Here is a 17618-nt window from a genome sequence, read left to right on the forward strand (position 1 = left end):
AATTATGACAGAGTATAGCGCCATATCCTGAGGGAGGCCCCGGGTCTTCGCTACGCTCGCCCGGGGTTTCAGGATAGAATACTGAAAACAGAACCGGATACGCCCATGCGCCTCGCCCTCAGCCTTACCGCCGCCCTCCTCGTCACTGCACCCACGCTGGCTCAAGACCTGCATGCTGACGCCCGCCCAATCAGCTGGCGCGACCTTCTCGACCGTGAGCGCGCGTCCGCTGACGCCCGCATCGAATACGGCCAAGGCGAAGAGCAGTATGGCGAGCTGTGGCTTCCAGAGGGCGACGGCCCTTTCCCGCTGGTGATCATGATCCATGGCGGCTGCTGGCAGGCGGCTATTCCGGGCACCATCCTTCAAGACCAGCTCAACGCGGACCTAAAGGCGCGCGGCATCGCTGTGTGGAACCTCACCTATCCGCGCCTCGGTCATGAGACGGGCGGCTATCCGGGCACGTTTGAGAGCGTGGCGATGGCGACCGACTATGTGCGGACGCTGGCCGAGACCTATCCCATTGATCTTGAGCGCACGGTCCTGATGGGCCATTCCGCGGGCGGGCATCTGGCGCTATGGGCCGCCGCGCGCGGCCAGCTGCAGGACACACCGCTTTACGTGGAAGACCCGTTCATGCCCAACGGCGTCATAACGCTCGCTGGCATCAATGATCTTGAATTGTACCGCGCCGAAGGCCCCGGCCGCTGCGGCGAACCCGACACCGTGGACGCGCTGATCGCGGGTCATCCCGGCGCGGCGCCTTATGCCGACACCTCGCCCGATCAGCTTTTGCCCATGCAAGTGGAGCAGGTGATCATTTCCGGCGCGCTCGACCCCATTGTGCCGCCGCAGTTCGGAGCGGCTTATGCGCAAGAGGCGCAAGCGGCAGGCGATACGGTCACTGAAGTGACGCTGGAGAACGCCGGGCATTTCGAGCTGATCGACCCGACCGCGCCGGCCTGGGATGTGATTTTGGCTGAGGTTGAGCGGCTTCTGGGGGAGTAATTTCACCCCTTCCTGTCATCCCGGACGCCGCAGGCGATCCGGGATCTACCGCAACCACTCTGTTCTGATCACAGAGACGCTGTCAGTAGATCCCGGCTCAAGGCCGGGATGACAGTCATAAAGTTTAGGCCCTCAGCCCCCGATCAACCCCAACCATTCATCCTCGGTCATCGTCTGAACGCCCAGCTCCTGCGCTTTCTTGAGCTTGGAGCCTGCGCCGGGGCCGGCGACGAGAATGTCGGTTTTACCGGAGACCGAGCCTGATACCTTTGCGCCCAGGGACTGCGCCCGCGCCTTGGCTTCATCGCGGGTGAAGCGTTCAAGCGAGCCGGTGAACACCACCGTCTTGCCGGCGACCGGGCTCTCGGCGGCGACCTGTTCAGCGTCTTCCACCGTCACATGCTCCAGAAGTGCGTTCAGCGCGTCCTGGTTATGGCTTTCGGCGAAGAACTCCGCGAGGGCTTTGACCGCCGTCTCGCCAATGCCGTCTATGTCCATGAAAGCGGCGAAGGCTTCGCCGGGCTGGTTGGCGGCTTCTGCGGTCTCCCGCACGGCCTGCCAGCTTGTGAAGCTGCGCGCGATCAGGCGGGAGGTTTCCTCGCCCACATGGCGGATCCCAAGCGCGAACAGGAAGCGCGCGAGGCCGATACTGCGGCGCTGATCAATCGAGCCAAACAGGTTCGCCGCCGAACGCTCGCCCCAGCCCTCGCGGGTCTGGATGGGCGGGTTGATCTCGCCCGCCTCGTTGCGCGCGCGCAGGGTGAAGATGTCGGCGGGCTGTTTGACCAGGCCCTCATGGTAGAAAGCCTCGATCTGTTTCGCGCCCAGCCCTTCAATGTCAAACGCCTTGCGAGACACGAAATGCTTGAGGCGTTCGACGGCTTGCGCGTCACAGATCAGCCCGCCCGTACAGCGGCGCACCACTTCGCCCTCCTCGCGCACAGCATGGCTGCCGCAGACGGGGCATAGGGTGGGAAACTCAAAGGGCTCCGCGCCCTCAGGGCGTTTGCCCAGCACCACTTCGACCACTTGCGGGATCACATCGCCGGCGCGCTGGATGATTACGGTGTCGCCCACGCGCACATCCTTGCGCTCGATTTCGTCCTGATTGTGCAAGGTGGCGTTGGACACCACCACGCCGCCCACGGTGACGGGTTCGAGCTTGGCGACAGGCGTCAGCGCGCCGGTGCGCCCCACCTGGATCTCGATGGCGTTGAGCCGCGTGACGGCTTTTTCGGGCGAGAATTTGTGCGCGATGGCCCAGCGGGGGGCGCGGGCGACAAAGCCCAGCCGCTCCTGCCAGTCGAGCCGGTCCACCTTGTAGACCACTCCGTCAATGTCATAGCCGAGATCGGCGCGTTTCTCTTCCAGCGCATGGTAATGGTTGATCACCGCCTCGACGCTGTCCACGCGCACCATGTCGTCATTGATGACAAAACCCAATGCACCCAGGCGTTTGACGGCGTCATACTGGGTCTCGGCGAGCGGCTCGCTCAACTCGCCCCAGGCATAGGCGAAAAAGCGCAAGGGGCGCTCGGCGGTGATGGTCGGGTCGATCTGGCGCAGCGATCCGGCGGCGGCGTTGCGCGGGTTTTTGTAAGCGGGTTTGCCGCGCTCTTCCTGCTTGGCGTTGAGCGAGGCGAAATCGGCGTGGCTCATATAGACCTCGCCGCGCACTTCCAGCACGTCCGGCACATCGCCGTCGAGCTTGTGGGGAATGTCGGAAATGGTCTTGAGATTGGCGGTGACATTTTCGCCCGACCGGCCGTCGCCGCGCGTGGCGCCGATCACCAACTCGCCCTTTTCATAGCGCAGATTGGCGCTCAGCCCGTCAATCTTGGGCTCGGCGGTCAGAACCAGGGTGTCATCTTTCAGATTGAGGAAGCGGCGGATGCGATCTGCGAAATCGCGCACATCCTGATCGTCAAACGCATTGCCCAGAGACAGCATGGGCACGGCGTGGACCACTTCGCCAAACTGCTCGGACGGTTTGGCGCCGACGCGCTCAGACGGGCTGTCCTTGCGTTTCAGCTCGGGAAAGCGCGCCTCGATCGCCGTATTGCGCGCCCGCAAGGCGTCATAGGCGGCGTCCGAGATTTTCGGCGCGTCTTTCTCGTAATACGCCGCATCATGCTTGGCGATTTCGCGGGCGAGGCGTTCGAGTTCTGTGGCGGCGTCCTCGGAGGTCAGCGCCTCCACATCCTTTAGCGCAGCGTTCATGAGCCCATCAGCTGGTCGGCGGCGGCGCGCGCCGCATCGGTGATTTCCGCGCCCGACAGCATGCGGGCGATTTCTTCGCGGCGGTCGTCTTCGGCGAGACGACGCACGGTCGTGCGCATGCCGCCTGACTGCTCCGCCTTCTCGATACGATAGTGCGCACTGGCGCGCGCGGCCACTTGCGGGCTGTGTGTGACCACCAGCGCCTGACCGGTTTCCGCCAGGCGTTTGAGACGTGATCCGACCGCATCGGCCACCGCGCCGCCCACGCCCTGATCCACCTCGTCAAACACCATGGTGCGAGCGTCCTCGCCCACCAGACACACTTTCAGGGCCAGCGCGAAACGTGACAGCTCGCCGCCCGAGGCGATCTTGTCGAGCGGTCCGAACGGCGCGCCGGGATTGGTGGCGACTTCAAACGCGACCTTGTCCCAACCGCTTGCGCCGGGCTTGTCTTCATCTGTCTCGACGCGCACACGGAACCGCGCCTTGTCCATTTTGAGCGGCGCAAGTTCGGCCTCGACGGCTTTGGCGAGCGCGTCGCCCGCCTTGGTGCGCAAGGCTGTCAGCGCCTTGGCGGCGCGCGCATAGTCCGCCTGCGCGGCGTTCAGAGCGCCTTCGGCCTCTTTCAGCCGGTCGTCGGCGTGCTCGATCATGTCGAGCCGGCTCGCCAGACGGTCACGAAGCTCGGCCAGCTCATCCACCTCGACATTATGCTTGCGCGCGGCGGCGCGCAGGGCGAACAGGCGCTCCTCGACCTCGTTCAAGCGTCCCGGCTCGACGTCAAAGCGCGCAGCGGCGTCTGACAGCGCTTCCTCGGCCTCGTTAAACTCGATCAGCGCCCGATCCAGCGCGCCGGCGGCCCGTTCCACAGACGCCTGCGCCTCGCCAGCCGCGCCTTCAGCGCCATCCGCCTCACCCAGGGCGCCGCGCACGCGCTCAAGCCCGCGCAGGGCGGTGTTCAGGCGGTTGGACAGGCCGTCGCCGCCCGCCACGGCGTCCATGGCGTCATTAAGTTCAGTGAGGGCGGATTCGGCCTGCTGCAGGAATTTGCGTTCGGCGGCGAGGCTCGCTTCTTCCCCCGCCTGGGGATCAAGCGCATCGAGCTCTTCCACGCTGCCTCGCAGAAAGGCTTCTTCGCTGGCCGCCTTGTCCCGGGCGTCCGTCAGCTCGTCCATGCGAGACCGGGCGTCACTGAGACTTGTCCAGGCAGCCTTCACCACCGTCAGTTCGGCGGATGAGTCCGCATAAGCGTCCAGCAGGCCGCGATGGCTCTTGGGGTCCATCAGGCCGCGTCCGTCATGCTGGCCATGGATCTCCACCAGCACCTCGCCCAGCCGAGCGAGCAAGCCGACGCTGGCGGGTTGGTCATTCACATGCGCCCGCGAGCGGCCGTCCGCCGTCAGGGTGCGGCGCAGGATCACCGCCTCGCCCGCCTCCACATCCACGCCCGCCTCGTCCAGCAAGGCATAGACCGGATGGTCCACCGGGGGCTCGAACATGGCGATGGCGACCGCCTTGTCAGCGCCCGCGCGCACCTGGGCGCGTTCGGCGCGCTCGCCGCACGCCAGACCCAGAGCGCCCAGAAGAATGGATTTGCCGGCGCCGGTCTCGCCCGTCAGCGCGGACAGACCGGCGTCAAACATCAGATCGAGCGAGTCGATCAGGACGATGTCACGGATGGAGAGCGAAGCCAGCATTCAGGTTCGCAGTGCGCTTGAAATTAGCCGAAGACGCGGTTCAACGCGCGCCGCAGCAAGGACGGATCACGTTCCAGATCTTCAGAGCCCGGCACGGCGATCCCGCGCGAGGTCAGCAGATCATAGCTGTCCTCATACCATTCAGACCCGGAGAAGTTATAGCCCAGAACGGCTGCGACCTGGCGGGCTTCTTCATCCACGCCCAGGCTGACATAAGCCTCCACCAGACGGTGCAGGGCTTCGGGCGTGTGGCTGGTGGTCTCGTAATCGCGAATCACATTCTGGAAGCGATTGATCGCCGCCAGATGATAGCCATTGCGCAGATACCAGCGGCCAACACTCATTTCCTTGCCGGCCAGGTGATCGCGCGCCATGTCGATTTTCAGGCGCGCATCCTGGGCGTAAGGCGTGTCGGGATACCGGCGCACCACCTGCTCGAGCGCCTGCAGCGCTTGCTGGGTGGTGGACTGGTCGCGGCCCACATCATAGATGCGCTCATAATAGCTCAGCGCGATCAGATAATAGGCATAAGGCGCGCTGGCGTTGCCCGGATGCAGGGCGATGAAGCGCTGCGCATCTGAGATCGCCTCGTCATATTTGGACTGACGATAGTTCGCATAAGCCGCCATCAGCATGGAGCGGCGCGCCCATTCGGAGAACGGGTGCTGGCGTTCCACTTCGTCGAAATAGGCGGCGGCCTCGTCATAACGGCGGCGCTGCATCTTCTCGAACGCTTCGGCGTAGAGCGTCTCGACCGGCTGCTCCACATAGGCCAGCTCTTCGCGGTCTCGCCCCGCACAAGCGGTGAGCGACAAGGCGACGGCGCCCAGAACAGCAATACGCAGAACAGTCTTCATGGACACACGCCCTCAAGCCGGCGTCCGCCTGCCCTGACCCTCAGGACGCAGCGGACTCTTAGGTATTGCGAATGGTTTAACCCATCGCGGGCGCGGGCAAAAGCACCCTATCAGGCCCGGTGTGAATAAGTGCGGGCTTTTCTGCCGCGATCAGGAGTGAACGAGGCGCTCGCTCTGCACGGTGCTGTCGCTCATCGATGTCCAGCGCCAGGCGCTTTCATCAGCCAGCAGAGCCGCCAAAGCCTTGGCGTTGAGGCCATGTCCGGGACGATGCGCTTTATAAAGGCCAATGATCGGCGCGCCCAGAAGATACAGATCCCCCAAGGCGTCCAGCGCCTTGTGACGCACGAACTCATCGGCGAAACGCAGGCCTTCGGGATTGGCGACGCCGCCTTCATCCACAACGACGGCGTTCTCCATGGAGCCGCCGCGCGCCAGGCCCGCCTTCAACAGCGCGCTGAACTCACGGCGGAAGCCGAATGTGCGCGCCGGAGCGACCAGGTCCTGGAAATTGCTGCGATTGACTTCAAACGCAAAGTGCTGGCGACCGATGGCGGGATCGTCAAAGTCGATCTCCACATCAATGCCCGGACGCAGAGACGGCAGGAAAACCGCATGGCGAGAGCCGTCCTCGACCTCGACAGGCTTCAGCACCTGAAGCGCTTTGCGCGGCGCCGGTCGGGTTTTCAGTCCCGCTTGCAGGATCAGATCGACGAAGGGCGCGGAAGACCCGTCCATGGCCGGCACTTCGGGACCGTCGAGTTCGATCATCAGATCGTCCACGCCCAGCCCCGCCAACGCCGCCATCAAATGCTCGACCGTCGCGACGGAGGCGCCGGCGTCATTAACCAAGGTGGTGCCCAGATCGGTGGAGCGCACATAGTCGCGGCGCGCCGGAATGAAGCAGTCCTCGACATCCAGATCGGTACGCTCAAAAACGATGCCCGAGCCCAGCGATGCGGGCTTCATGGCCATGCGGACACGGGCCCCGGTGTGCAAACCGATCCCGGCGCAAACCGCCGGCGCCGCCAAAGTTGCGCGTTCAATCATGAAGCAGGCCCAATCCAGTTGTTCGTCAATCCAATAGCCCAACGCATCGCAAGATGCTTAACAGACTATGCCCCTCGCCCTGCACACTACGGGCCGGGTTGCATCCCGCAATTAAAGGATTGTTGCACCGTGTTACGAAACCGGCGCTGAAACGCAAAACGCGCCGCTCTGAGCAAACAGAGCGACGCGTTTTCAATGTGTTGGCAGTATCGCCTAGTTGGCTTGGCGACGCAGGAAGGCCGGAATTTCCAGCTCGTTCTCGTCAAGATCCTCGCCAAACAGGTCCCCGCTGGGCTGGCTGAGCCGCGGCGCAGACTCCACCGGGCGCACCACGCTGGGACGCTCGGGCTGGCTCGGCGCCTTCTGCTCAACCGGAGCAGACTTGCGGCGGCCGAACAGAGACAGGCCACGGCGCGGCTCGCGCGATTTGGTTTCTTCCACCGGCGCCTGTTGCGCCTGCGGCTGGACCGGAGCCTGGTGAGGCTCAGCGGAGGCGGAGATTTCGCGCTCCAGGCGCTCGCGGGTTTCGACCACGGCGGGCTTGGCGACCGGATGCACCGGCTCGCCGCCCGTGAAGGAATCCGGCGTATTCACGGCGTCTGACCCGCGCATCGTTACAGAGCCCTGCGCCGCGTGTCCGGCATGACCCGTATGAGCGGCATGACCCGTATGAGAGGCCGGCGTCGCCTGCTGAGGGGTTTCGTTGACCGCCACCGCGTCAGAGGCGCGGCGCACCAGCGGTTCGGTTTGACGCTGCTGACGGGTCTCACGGCCCTTCCACATCGCGGAAACCGGCTCGGCGCCCTGGCGACGGCGCGGATCGGTGGCTTCGTTCATTTCGGCGTCGATGCCAGTGGCGACCACAGATACGCGGATGATGCCGTCGAGCTCGGGGTCGAAGGTGGAGCCGACGATGATGTTGGCGTCCGGGTCGACTTCATTGCGGATTTCATTGGCCGCTTCGTCGACTTCATAAAGCGTCATGTCCATGCCGCCAGTGATGTTGATGAGCACGCCCTTGGCGCCTTTCATCGACACATCGTCAAGCAGCGGGTTGTTGATGGCGTTGTTGGCGGCTTCCACGGCGCGTTTCTCGCCATTGGCTTCGCCCGTGCCCATCATCGCCTTGCCCATCTCGTTCATCACGGTGCGCACATCGGCGAAGTCGAGATTGATCAGGCCGGGCATGACCATCAGGTCGGTGATGCCGCGAACGCCCGAATGCAGCACCTGGTCAGCCATGCCGAAGGCTTCCGCGAAGGTCGTCTTCTCGGTGGCGATCCGGAACAGGTTCTGGTTCGGAATGATGATCAGCGTATCCACATGCTCTTGCAGCCGGTCAATGCCGGACTCCGCCAAGCGCATGCGGCGAGTGCCTTCAAAATGGAACGGCTTGGTGACCACGCCCACGGTCAGGATGCCTTGCTCGCGCGCAGCGCGGGCGATCACAGGCGCAGCCCCGGTGCCGGTGCCGCCGCCCATGCCGGCGGTGATGAACACCATGTGCGCGCCCTGAAGATGTTCCTGGATCTCGGCCAGAGAGTCTTCGGCCGCCTGCTCACCGACTTCCGGGCGCGCCCCAGCGCCCAGACCTTCGGTGATCGCAGCCCCCATCTGGATGCGCCGGTCAGTCCGCGCGCGCTGCAGCGCCTGCGCGTCGGTGTTGGCGACCACAAAGTCCACGCCCTCCAGCTGGGCGTCGATCATGTTGTTAACGGCGTTGCCCCCGGCGCCGCCCACACCGCATACCAGGATGCGAGGTTTCAGTTCGGTGGTTTCTGGCGCGGAAAGGTTCAAGGGCATGGCAGGTCTCCGTGGGGCGGTAGAGTTAACGAATCACCCCGTGAGACTGCGCGCTCTAGCTTAATCGAGAGTTAAACTCTCTCCCTCTGAGCAAACCTTTTTTCGCGAACAATAATAGAACCTTGAGTCTGGATAAGGAGTCTAGAAACTTTCCGCGAACCAGCGCCAGACCGCCTTCATGCCGCCTTCTCCATCCGCGCGTTCGCGAATGCGCACAGGGCCCTGGTCAAACCGCGGCGGACCCGAGATAGCTTCCGAGGGGCCTTGCACGCAGCGCAGCAGTAATCCTGAAGCCGCGCTGAAGCCCGGACCGCTGACAGCGTCGCCGAGCCCCGCCAACGTATCAGGCCGCCCCAGGCGGACCTGTTTACCCAGGACCCGGCCGGCCAGTTGCGCCGCGCCGGGCAATTGCGCTGCGCCGCCGGTCAACACCACAGAGCGCCCCGCCGCGCTGGCGGCCCCGGCCGCGTCGAGCCGATCGCGCACCATTTCGAACACTTCTTCCAGACGCGGACGAATGATGGCGTTCAACAGCGCCTTGGGTTGCTGGTTCATGGTCACTGCGCCGGACCCCGCGACGGGCGGCGTCTCGATCATGATCTGGTCGTCATCGGGACTGTCCAGCGCGCAGCCATGCAGCGCCTTGATGCGCTCGGCGGCGTTCACGGGCGTCGACAGCCCGCGCGCGATGTCGTTGGTCACATGGGCGCCGCCCACCGGCACCCCGTCCACATGCTGCAGCGCGCCCTCGTTAAACACGGCGACGGTGGTGGTGTGCGCACCCATATCAATGAGCATGGCGCCCAGATCGCGCTCATCCGGCGCCAGCGCCGCAATGCCGGACACATAGGGCGTGGCCGCAACGCCCGCGACGGTCAGCTGGCAACGCTCAACGCAGGAAATGAGGTTCTGCAAAGGATCGGCGGCGGCGCTGACCAGGTGCAAATCCACCCCCAGGCTCTCGCCGAACATGCCGCGCGGATCCTTGACCCCGCGATGGCCATCCACCCGCCAGGACAAGGGCAGAGCGTGCAGCAGGACGCGTTTTTGCTCGTGATGACGACGCAGGGCTTCAGCGAGGATGCGGCGCAGATCGCGATCGGTGACTTCGCGCGCGGCCAGATCCATCTCGACGGAGATGCGCGCGCTCGACGGCGCGCCGGCGGACGCGGCCAGATAGACTTCACTGACGGTATGGCCCGCCATGCGCTCGGCGTTTTCCACTGCGGCGCGGATGCTTTCAACGGCCAGATTGACGTCCACCACCTGGCTGGCGCGGACCCCGCGGGTGGATTGATGGCCAACGCCGATAACGCGCGGGCGCAATCCCGCCAGCGTCTCTTCGGTCTTGGCGATGAAGCAGACGGTCTTGGACGCGCCGATGTCGAGCGCTGCGAACACGCCCGATTTGCGCGGCGGCGTGGCGGCGCTCGACGCGCCCCCCTGCTTGAAAAAACCCATAGCTCCCACTGTCACGCCCCTCGCCCTGCACGTTCCGCCGCCCGGTCAGGCCAGGGACGCATCACCATTTCACCGGCATTTCTGAGATCAAAAATCTGCGCTTCGTAATCAAGCACGCCGCGCTCTTCATGCATCGCCGCCAGCAGCGCCAGGGCGCTCGCGGGATCATCTTCGGGCAGCAAGACATCGCCGCCGCTTTGAAGGCGAAGGCTCCAGCGCCGCTCGCCCACCCGAATGGCGTGGGTGACCCGGTCGCGAATGTCAGGATGCAGCTCCAGCAATCCGATGACGCTTGCCGCCTCGAGATTGGCGTCTTCTCCGACCACGCGCGGCAAATAGGCGAACTCAAGCGGGTTCGCAGCGTCGATAACCGCGCCGCCTGCATCAATCACATGATAGGTCTGGTTGATCTGCCACAGCGCATAGGGCTGGCGTTCCTCGATCAGCACCGCGATCCGGTCCGGCCACAGCCGCAACACTTCAGCCGATTTCACCCAGGACAAAGACTGAATGGCGTCCCGTGCGGCGTTCAGGTCTACCCGGCTGAGGCCCAGCCCCGGCGCGGCGCCTACCGCCATGGCGATTTCCTCGACGCCGGTGCGGTCAGCGCCCGCCACATCGAGCCAGTCCAGCGTATAGCCCGCCTGCTCCAGCTCGGTCTCGGCGCGCCCCGCCAGCATGCCGCCCACATCATCAAGCTGACCGAACACCAGCAGAATAACCGCAGTCCCCGCGAGCAAGGCGCCAAAGACGGTGAAAATCAGTTTGAAGGCGTAGCTCGCCCGGTTACGCGCCGCACGCCATTGCGCGGCCGCCCAATTGGACAGCTTTCGACCGCCCGCCGCTTTGGGGGCTGTATTCGACTTGCGCCGGGCTTTCGATGAGTCTCGAGCGCCGGCGCCCTTCAGCTTGGACACGCCGCATTCTCCACCATCCACGCTACGAGATCGGGAAACCCGATACCGCAGTGCGCCGCCTGTTCGGGCGCAAGGGATGTAGGAGTCATGCCGGGTTGGGTGTTAATTTCGAGTAACCAAACCCCGCCTGTCACCGGATCATATCTGAAATCAGAGCGTGTCAGCCCCTCACATCCCAGAACACGGTGGGCGGTCAGCGCATCGCGCATGCACTGATCAAAGACAGCTTGCGGCACATCGGCGGGCAGCTGGTGGACCGAGCCGCCTTCGGCATATTTGGCGTCATAATCATAAAAGGCGGTTTTGGGGACGATCTCGGTCACCGTCAGCGCCCGGCCGCCCATCACGGCCACGGTCAGCTCGCGCCCCGGAATGAAGCGCTCGATCAGCACCTCTTCGTCATAAGGCCAGTCATCAGAGCCCAGAATGGCGGGCGGACGGTTCGCGCCTTCGGTGACGATCAGAACGCCCACCGAGCTGCCTTGCGCATTGGGCTTGGCCACATAGGGCGGCGCCATGACGTGCTCGCGCGCAGCGTCAAACCGGCTGATCAGCTGACCTTCAGGACAAGCGATTCCCGCTTCGCGCAGCACCGCCTTGGCGCGCTGCTTGTCCATGGCCAGCGCCGACGCCGCGACGCCGGAATGGGTATAGGCGAAGCCCAGATAATCGAGCACGCCCTGCACCCGGCCATCCTCGCCCCAATCGCCATGAAGCGCGTTGAAGACGACGTCGGGCTTTATGCCGTTGAGCTGGTCGATCCAGTCCGAGTCCTGGGGGTCGATGGGAGAGACCTGATAGCCCTGGCTCTCCAGCGCCTCGATCACCTTCTTGCCCGAGACCAGAGACACATCGCGCTCCGGGCTGCGCCCGCCCAAAAGAACCGCCACATGCTTGCTCATTGCGGCTCTCCGATCCGTTTGACTTCCCAGGCCAGCTCGACGCCGAACTGATCCTTCACAGCGGCGCGCACGGTCTCGCCCAGGGTTTCAAGATCCTGCGCGGTCGCCGTGCCGTCATTGATCAGGAAATTGCAATGCTGTTCGGAAAAGCGCGCGCCGCCAATGGGTTTGCCGCGCCAGCCAACCGCATCCACCAATTGCCAGGCCGAACGCCCGCCAGAGGTTTCAGGGTCGGGGTTCTTGAACGTCGAACCCGACGTCTTCTCGCGGATGGGCTGCGTCGTCTCGCGCCGTTCGGTGATGGCGGTCATGCGCTCGGTCACGGCCTTGGGGTCATCAGGCTGGCCTTCAAACACCGCCTCGATGAAGATCCAGTCGTCCGGCGCCTCCGAATGGCGATAGGCGTATCCCAGTTCAGAGACCGGGGCGACGATCCGGCGGCCGGTGCGGTCCAGCGCGATCGCCTCTACCAGCACGTCCTTGGTCTCGGTCCCGTAGCACCCGGCATTCATGCGCAGCGCGCCGCCAATGGCGCCGGGCACGCCCACATAAAACTCAAGGCCGGCAATCCCGGCTTTCGCCGCCGACTTGGCGACCATTTTATCAAGCGCCGCCGCGCCCGCGCGGATGCGGTTGTTCTCCAGCGCTTCGACCTTGCCGAAAGCGGGCGTCAGCTTGACCGTGACGCCGGGCAGGCCGCCATCACGCACCAGCGTGTTTGAGCCCGCGCCCAGCACCCGCACCTCGATATCGCGCGGCGTCTCCGCCAGAAAGCGCGCCAGGTCGGCGGCGTCTGCGGGCAGGAACAACACTTGCGCCGGACCGCCTACGCGCAGCCAGGTGATGTCGGCCAGAGACGCGTTCTCGATCAGCTTGCCCCGAACCTCGGGCAGACGGTGCAGGAGAGAGGGCCAGCTCAACCTTGCGCCTCCAGACGCTCGGGCAGCTCCGCCGCCCAGGCGGTGATGTCGCCGGCACCCAGACAGACGATCAGATCGCCGGGCTCGATAAAGGCCTTCAGGTCCCGCGGCAGGCTTTCGCGCGTGGTGGCGCTGGCGTTGCGGTGACCATGGCGCGCCAGTCCGGCGACCAGCGCCTCCTGGCTGGCGCCCTCGATCGGGGCTTCACCCGCGGCGAACACAGGCGTCACCAGCACGCTGTCCGCATCGTTGAAACAGGTGCAGAAATCTTCAAACAGGTCATGCAGGCGCGAATAGCGGTGGGGCTGCACAACGGCGTGCACCCGGCCGTCGCCCACTTGCTGGCGCGCGGCTTTCAGCACCGCCGTGATCTCGACAGGGTGATGGCCGTAATCATCCACCACCGTGACGCCATGGGCTTGTCCGGTCAGGGTGAAGCGGCGCTTGACGCCGGTGAAGCCCGCCAGCGCCGTGCGCGCTTCTTCCTCGCCGCCGCCCAACGCCTGAACCACCGCCAGAGCGCCGGCCGCGTTCAGCACATTATGCTCGCCCATCATCGGCAGGCTGATCCCCGCCCAGGTCACAGGCTCGGTCCCGCGCGGCTGGAAAGTCAGGTCGAAATGCCCGCCCGTCTCGTCCATGACGAGATTGGACAGGCGCACATCGGCCTGGGGTGAGAAGCCATAGGTGATGACGCGGCGGTCCTCGATCTTCGCCGCCAGCGCCTGCACTTCGGGATGGTCGATGCACATCACCGCAAAGCCATAAAACGGCAGGTTCTCGACAAACTGGGCGAAGGCGGCGCGCAGGGCGTCGAACGAGCCGTAATGCTCCATATGCTCAGGGTCGATATTGGTGATGATCCCGACCGATCCGCGCAGCTTCAGGAAGGAGCCGTCGCTTTCATCGGCCTCGACCACCATCCACTCGCCCTCGCCGATCTTGGCGTTCGAGCCATAGGCGGAAATGATGCCGCCATTGATGACGGTCGGATCAAAGCCGGCGGAATCCATCAGGCACGCCACCAGCGAGGTCGTGGTGGTCTTGCCATGGGTGCCGGCGACCGCGACCGCATGCTTGAGGCGCATCAGCTCGGCCAGCATCTCTGCGCGGCGCACCACCGGCGTGCGTTTGGCGCGGGCGGCGACCAGTTCGGGATTGTCAGGCTTCACCGCGCTTGAGACCACCAGCGCCCCGGCCCCGTCCACATTTTCAGCGGCATGGCCGATATGGACCACGGCGCCCTTGTTTCGCAGGCGCTGGACATTGGCGCTGTCCTTGATGTCAGAGCCTGTGACCTGATAGCCCAGCGTCAGCATGACTTCGGCGATGCCGCTCATGCCGATGCCGCCTATGCCGACGAAATGAACGGGACCCACGGAGGCGGCGAGATCAATAGGCGGCATCAGGTTTTCGGCTCCGCAGCTTGTATAATCAGATCAGCAAGACGTTCATGCGCGTCGGGTCGGCCTTCGGTCCGCGCCAGGCGCGCACGCGCGTCCAGAGCTTCGCCGTCCGCCAACAGGGTTTCAAGCCGCGCCCGCAGATTATCGACGGTGAATTCCGCCTCGGTCATCATGTCCGCCGCGCCGACCTTGACCAGCCCTTGCGCATTGGCCGTCTGGTGATCATCCATGGCGATGGCCAGCGGCACGAACAGGGCCGGACGGCCAATGGCTGAGATTTCAGACACGGACGACGCGCCCGAACGCGAGATCACCAGATGGGTCTCGGCGTAAAGCCGGCCCATATCGCGAAAGAACGGGCTGAGCTCGGCCTGAACCCCGGCGTCGGCGTATATCGCGCGGGCGCTGTCGAGGCTTTCCTCGCGCGTTTGCTGCACCACTTTCAGGCGCAGACGCAGGTCTTCTGGCAGGGCGGCGACCGCGCGCGGCACGGTTTCAGACAGGATGCGGGCGCCGAGCGAGCCGCCCAGCACCAGAAGCCGGATCTCCCCGCCCGGCTGCGGCGGTTTATACTCAACCTCACGCGCCTGAAGCACCTGGGCGCGCACCGGATTACCCGTCACCGCATGCACGGCTGAGTCAGGCATCTTGTCGAGACGCGTGAAGCCGGACGCGACGCTGACCACCGAGCCGGCGAACAGACGGTTCACCCGCCCCAGTACGGCGTTCTGTTCATGGATGACGCGCGGAACGGAGTTCATCCACGCCGCCGTCAGCACCGGAAAGGCCGGATAGCCGCCAAACCCCGCCACCACGTGGGGCTGATATTCCGCCAGAATGCGGCGCGCCTGGAAAACGCCGGTGGTGAGCTTCAGAACGGACTGCGCCATCTTGACCGGGTTTTTGGAGAACGGGCTGGACGCCTCGATCTCGGTCACGCCGTCACCGGGAAAATCGCGCGCATGCTTGGCGCCGCGCGCGTCGGTCACCAGCTTGACCGACCAGCCGCGCGCGATCAGGGCGTCGGCGGCGGCGCGTGCGGGAAACATGTGGCCGCCGGTTCCCCCGGCGGCGATGAGCAATCGTTTCGGGGTCACGCGGATAACGCTCCTTGGCGAGCCCGATGCGCATAGGCGCCCGGACGACGACGGGTCAACGCCAGCAGCAAGCCGGCGGAGAAACACAAAGCCAGCATGGACGAGCCTCCATAGGAGATGAAGGGCAAGGTCATGCCGGTGGGGGGCGCGATATCGAGATTCACTCCGATATTCACAAGCGCCTGCAGCGCGAAGAGCAGCGCCAGCCCGGAGGTGGCGAGCTGGGCGAACGGATCGGTCAGCCGCAGCGACAACATCCAGGCCCGCGCGAACAACAGCGCATACAGCCCGATGATCGCCAGCGAGGCGATCAGCCCATATTCCTCCGCCGCCACGGAGAAGACGAAGTCGGTGTGCGCTTCAGGCAGCAAATGCTTGACCTGGCCCTCACCCGGCCCCGCGCCCCAGACCCCTCCGCGCGACATGGCGTCGAGCGCGGTTTCAGTCTGGGTGCGCTCGCCGCCCGGGCCGATGAAGTCCAGGATACGGTCTCGCACATGGGGCAGCGCCAGATAGGCGCCGCCGCCGCCGATGACCGCCAGAACGCCCAGAATCGTGGTGTGCAGCCAGGACAGACCGCCGGCCCAAAGCAAAGCGCCGAACACCAGCGAGATCAGTACGGTCTGGCCAAAATCGGGCTGGAGCATCAGCAAGAGAACAGACAGCCCGTAAAAGCCGAACGCGATCAGGCGGCCGGGCGCCGGCGCGCCGCGATCCTCCTCGGCGAACAGCCAGGCGGCGATCACCACGAACGCAGGTTTGAGAAACTCCGACGGCTGCAGTGAAAACGTGCCTACACGGATCCAGCGCGTCGCGCCCTTCACGTCCGCGCCGATGATCAGCACCAGAACCAGCGCGATCAGGGCGCCCACAAGAGCCAGCCCCGCAAAGCGCCGCACGCCGGTCACCGAGAGCGCCGAGACGAACGCCAAGATGGCCAGCCCCACACCCGCAAAGAACAACTGGCGGTACAGATAATAGAACGGGTCATCGATCCAGGATGCGCGCTCGGCCGCCGCAGGACTGGCGGCGAAGGCCAGAACAATCCCGATCGCCATCAAAAAGATCACGATGACCAGAATCGGGCGGTCCAGTCCGCTCCACAATCCGGCCTTGCGACGGGTGCTCATGCGCGTTTCCTAAGTCATCAGCGCCCGCCGATGCGGCGGCCTAACGAAGTTTCAGAGTGGACAGGCCAATCAGGGCGAGCACGAAGGCGATGATCCAGAACCGGATCACAATGGTGGGTTCCGCCCAGCCCAGCTTCTCGAAATGGTGGTGGATCGGCGCCATGCGGAAGACGCGCTTGCCCGTCAGCTTGAAGCTGGCGACCTGGACCATGACCGACACCGCTTCCAGCACGAACAGGCCGCCGATGATCACCAGCACGATCTCGTGCTTGACCGCCACCGCAATCGTGCCGATAGCGCCGCCCAGCGACAGCGAACCGGTATCGCCCATGAACACCATGGCGGGCGGGGCGTTGTACCACAGAAAGCCCAGACCCGCGCCGATCATCGCCCCGCAGATCACCGACAATTCGCCGGTGCCGGGGGTGAAGTTCAGGAACAGGTATTCAGAATACACCGAGGAGCCGACGAAATAGGCGATGAAGCCGAAACTTGCCGCTGCGATCATCACCGGCACGATGGCGAGGCCATCCAGCCCGTCCGTCAGGTTCACGGCGTTGGACGCGCCCACGATCACCACCATGCCGAACAGGTAGAAGGCGTAGCTGAGCGGGACCATCAGATCCTTGAAGAAGGGCACGGCCACAGACGTCGCGAAATTGTCCGGCGTGTCCGGCGCCGTATCGAGCAGGTAGACCATGGCCACCACCGCGATCGCGGCGATGATGAATTGCAGGATCAGCTTGCCCTTGCCCGACAGGCCTTCAGTGGATTTCTGGGTGACCTTGCGCCAGTCGTCGATGAAGCCGATGCCGCCAAAGCCTGCGGTCACGAAGATCACCACCCACAGATAGGGGTTGGAGATGTCCGCCCAGATCAGCGTCCCCGCCAGTATGCCCGCCAGAATGATGAACCCGCCCATGGTGGGGGTGCCCGCCTTGGCGACGATATGGCTTTCCGGTCCATCGGTGCGAATCGGCTGGCTGCCCTTGGTGCGCAGCCAGCCGATGAAGGGATTGCCGATGGCGAGCGCCAGAACAAAGGCGGTCATCATCGCGGCGCCGGTGCGGAACGTCAGGTAATTGATCAGGTTAAGGGCCTGAAACTGTTCTGCAAACGGAGACAGCAAGAGATAAAGCATAGTCAAAAA

14 protein-coding genes are annotated in these 17618 nt (G+C 64.6%); 1 reads left to right on the top strand and 13 read right to left on the bottom strand.

Annotation, left to right across the window (positions count from 1 at the left end; genetic code table 11):
• Nucleotides 1–105: 105 nt before the first annotated feature.
• The gene (locus G405_RS0103250; RefSeq protein WP_022700068.1) at nt 106–1008 is read left to right on the top strand and encodes an alpha/beta hydrolase; all 903 of its coding nucleotides are present in this window, start codon (nt 106–108) and stop codon (nt 1006–1008) included.
• Between the two features lie 132 nt (nt 1009–1140).
• Here G405_RS0103250 and ligA read toward each other — a convergent pair whose 3' ends face one another.
• From ligA to mraY, 13 genes are all read right to left on the bottom strand, one after another.
• The gene (gene ligA, locus G405_RS0103255; protein WP_022700069.1) at nt 1141–3228 is read right to left on the bottom strand and encodes an NAD-dependent DNA ligase LigA; all 2088 of its coding nucleotides are present in this window, start codon (nt 3226–3228) and stop codon (nt 1141–1143) included.
• The gene (gene recN, locus G405_RS0103260) at nt 3225–4925 is read right to left on the bottom strand and encodes a DNA repair protein RecN (protein ID WP_022700070.1); all 1701 of its coding nucleotides are present in this window, start codon (nt 4923–4925) and stop codon (nt 3225–3227) included. The genes ligA and recN overlap by 4 nt, the downstream gene beginning before the upstream one ends.
• A 23-nt stretch (nt 4926–4948) precedes the next feature.
• Entirely contained in the window at nt 4949–5782 is an 834-nt protein-coding gene (locus tag G405_RS0103265; RefSeq protein ID WP_022700071.1) for an outer membrane protein assembly factor BamD, read from the bottom strand.
• A gap of 150 nt (nt 5783–5932) precedes the next feature.
• Nucleotides 5933–6832, bottom strand: a complete 900-nt coding sequence (lpxC, locus tag G405_RS0103270) for a UDP-3-O-acyl-N-acetylglucosamine deacetylase (protein ID WP_040705177.1) — start codon at nt 6830–6832, stop codon at nt 5933–5935.
• Between the two features lie 213 nt (nt 6833–7045).
• Nucleotides 7046–8635: a cell division protein FtsZ gene (ftsZ, locus tag G405_RS0103275; RefSeq protein WP_022700073.1), complete on the bottom strand. Its 1590-nt coding sequence runs from the start codon at nt 8633–8635 to the stop codon at nt 7046–7048.
• Nucleotides 8636–8776: 141 nt separating this feature from the next.
• Nucleotides 8777–10096, bottom strand: coding sequence for a cell division protein FtsA (gene ftsA / locus G405_RS0103280; protein WP_022700074.1), 1320 nt, complete (start codon nt 10094–10096; stop codon nt 8777–8779).
• Between the two features lie 11 nt (nt 10097–10107).
• A complete protein-coding gene (locus G405_RS16330) occupies nt 10108–11013 on the bottom strand; it encodes a cell division protein FtsQ/DivIB (protein WP_022700075.1) in 906 nt (301 codons plus the stop codon).
• Nucleotides 11001–11915 (bottom strand): D-alanine--D-alanine ligase, encoded by a 915-nt coding sequence (locus G405_RS0103290; protein WP_022700076.1) that lies wholly within the window; start codon nt 11913–11915, stop codon nt 11001–11003. Before G405_RS0103290 ends, G405_RS16330 begins: the two co-directional genes overlap by 13 nt.
• Nucleotides 11912–12835, bottom strand: coding sequence for a UDP-N-acetylmuramate dehydrogenase (gene murB, locus G405_RS0103295; RefSeq protein ID WP_022700077.1), 924 nt, complete (start codon nt 12833–12835; stop codon nt 11912–11914). The genes G405_RS0103290 and murB overlap by 4 nt, the downstream gene beginning before the upstream one ends.
• Nucleotides 12832–14241, bottom strand: coding sequence for a UDP-N-acetylmuramate--L-alanine ligase (gene murC / locus G405_RS0103300; RefSeq protein ID WP_022700078.1), 1410 nt, complete (start codon nt 14239–14241; stop codon nt 12832–12834). Before murC ends, murB begins: the two co-directional genes overlap by 4 nt.
• Complete coding sequence (gene murG / locus G405_RS0103305) at nt 14241–15338, bottom strand: undecaprenyldiphospho-muramoylpentapeptide beta-N-acetylglucosaminyltransferase (RefSeq protein WP_028284497.1); 1098 nt, start codon at nt 15336–15338, stop codon at nt 14241–14243. The genes murC and murG overlap by 1 nt, the downstream gene beginning before the upstream one ends.
• Nucleotides 15335–16468: an FtsW/RodA/SpoVE family cell cycle protein gene (locus G405_RS0103310; protein ID WP_022700080.1), complete on the bottom strand. Its 1134-nt coding sequence runs from the start codon at nt 16466–16468 to the stop codon at nt 15335–15337. Before G405_RS0103310 ends, murG begins: the two co-directional genes overlap by 4 nt.
• A gap of 40 nt (nt 16469–16508) precedes the next feature.
• On the bottom strand, nt 16509–17609 hold the full coding sequence (gene mraY, locus G405_RS0103315; RefSeq protein ID WP_022700081.1) for a phospho-N-acetylmuramoyl-pentapeptide-transferase: 1101 nt from the start codon (nt 17607–17609) through the stop codon (nt 16509–16511).
• Nucleotides 17610–17618: the final 9 nt, after the last annotated feature.

Source organism: Oceanicaulis alexandrii DSM 11625 (genome assembly GCF_000420265.1).
Lineage (GTDB): Bacteria > Pseudomonadota > Alphaproteobacteria > Caulobacterales > Maricaulaceae > Oceanicaulis > Oceanicaulis alexandrii.

What these genes read in the sequence shown, in the direction of transcription:
- lpxC (WP_040705177.1), bottom strand. Translation starts at nt 6,832, where the DNA reads ATGATTGAACGCGCAACTTTGGCGGCGCCGGCGGTTTGCGCCGGGATC.
- G405_RS0103265 (WP_022700071.1), bottom strand. Translation starts at nt 5,782, where the DNA reads ATGAAGACTGTTCTGCGTATTGCTGTTCTGGGCGCCGTCGCCTTGTCG.
- G405_RS0103290 (WP_022700076.1), bottom strand. Translation starts at nt 11,915, where the DNA reads ATGAGCAAGCATGTGGCGGTTCTTTTGGGCGGGCGCAGCCCGGAGCGC.
- ligA (WP_022700069.1), bottom strand. Translation starts at nt 3,228, where the DNA reads ATGAACGCTGCGCTAAAGGATGTGGAGGCGCTGACCTCCGAGGACGCC.
- recN (WP_022700070.1), bottom strand. Translation starts at nt 4,925, where the DNA reads ATGCTGGCTTCGCTCTCCATCCGTGACATCGTCCTGATCGACTCGCTC.
- G405_RS0103250 (WP_022700068.1), top strand. Translation starts at nt 106, where the DNA reads ATGCGCCTCGCCCTCAGCCTTACCGCCGCCCTCCTCGTCACTGCACCC.
- ftsZ (WP_022700073.1), bottom strand. Translation starts at nt 8,635, where the DNA reads ATGCCCTTGAACCTTTCCGCGCCAGAAACCACCGAACTGAAACCTCGC.
- murC (WP_022700078.1), bottom strand. Translation starts at nt 14,241, where the DNA reads ATGCCGCCTATTGATCTCGCCGCCTCCGTGGGTCCCGTTCATTTCGTC.
- mraY (WP_022700081.1), bottom strand. Translation starts at nt 17,609, where the DNA reads ATGCTTTATCTCTTGCTGTCTCCGTTTGCAGAACAGTTTCAGGCCCTT.
- ftsA (WP_022700074.1), bottom strand. Translation starts at nt 10,096, where the DNA reads ATGGGTTTTTTCAAGCAGGGGGGCGCGTCGAGCGCCGCCACGCCGCCG.
- G405_RS0103310 (WP_022700080.1), bottom strand. Translation starts at nt 16,468, where the DNA reads ATGAGCACCCGTCGCAAGGCCGGATTGTGGAGCGGACTGGACCGCCCG.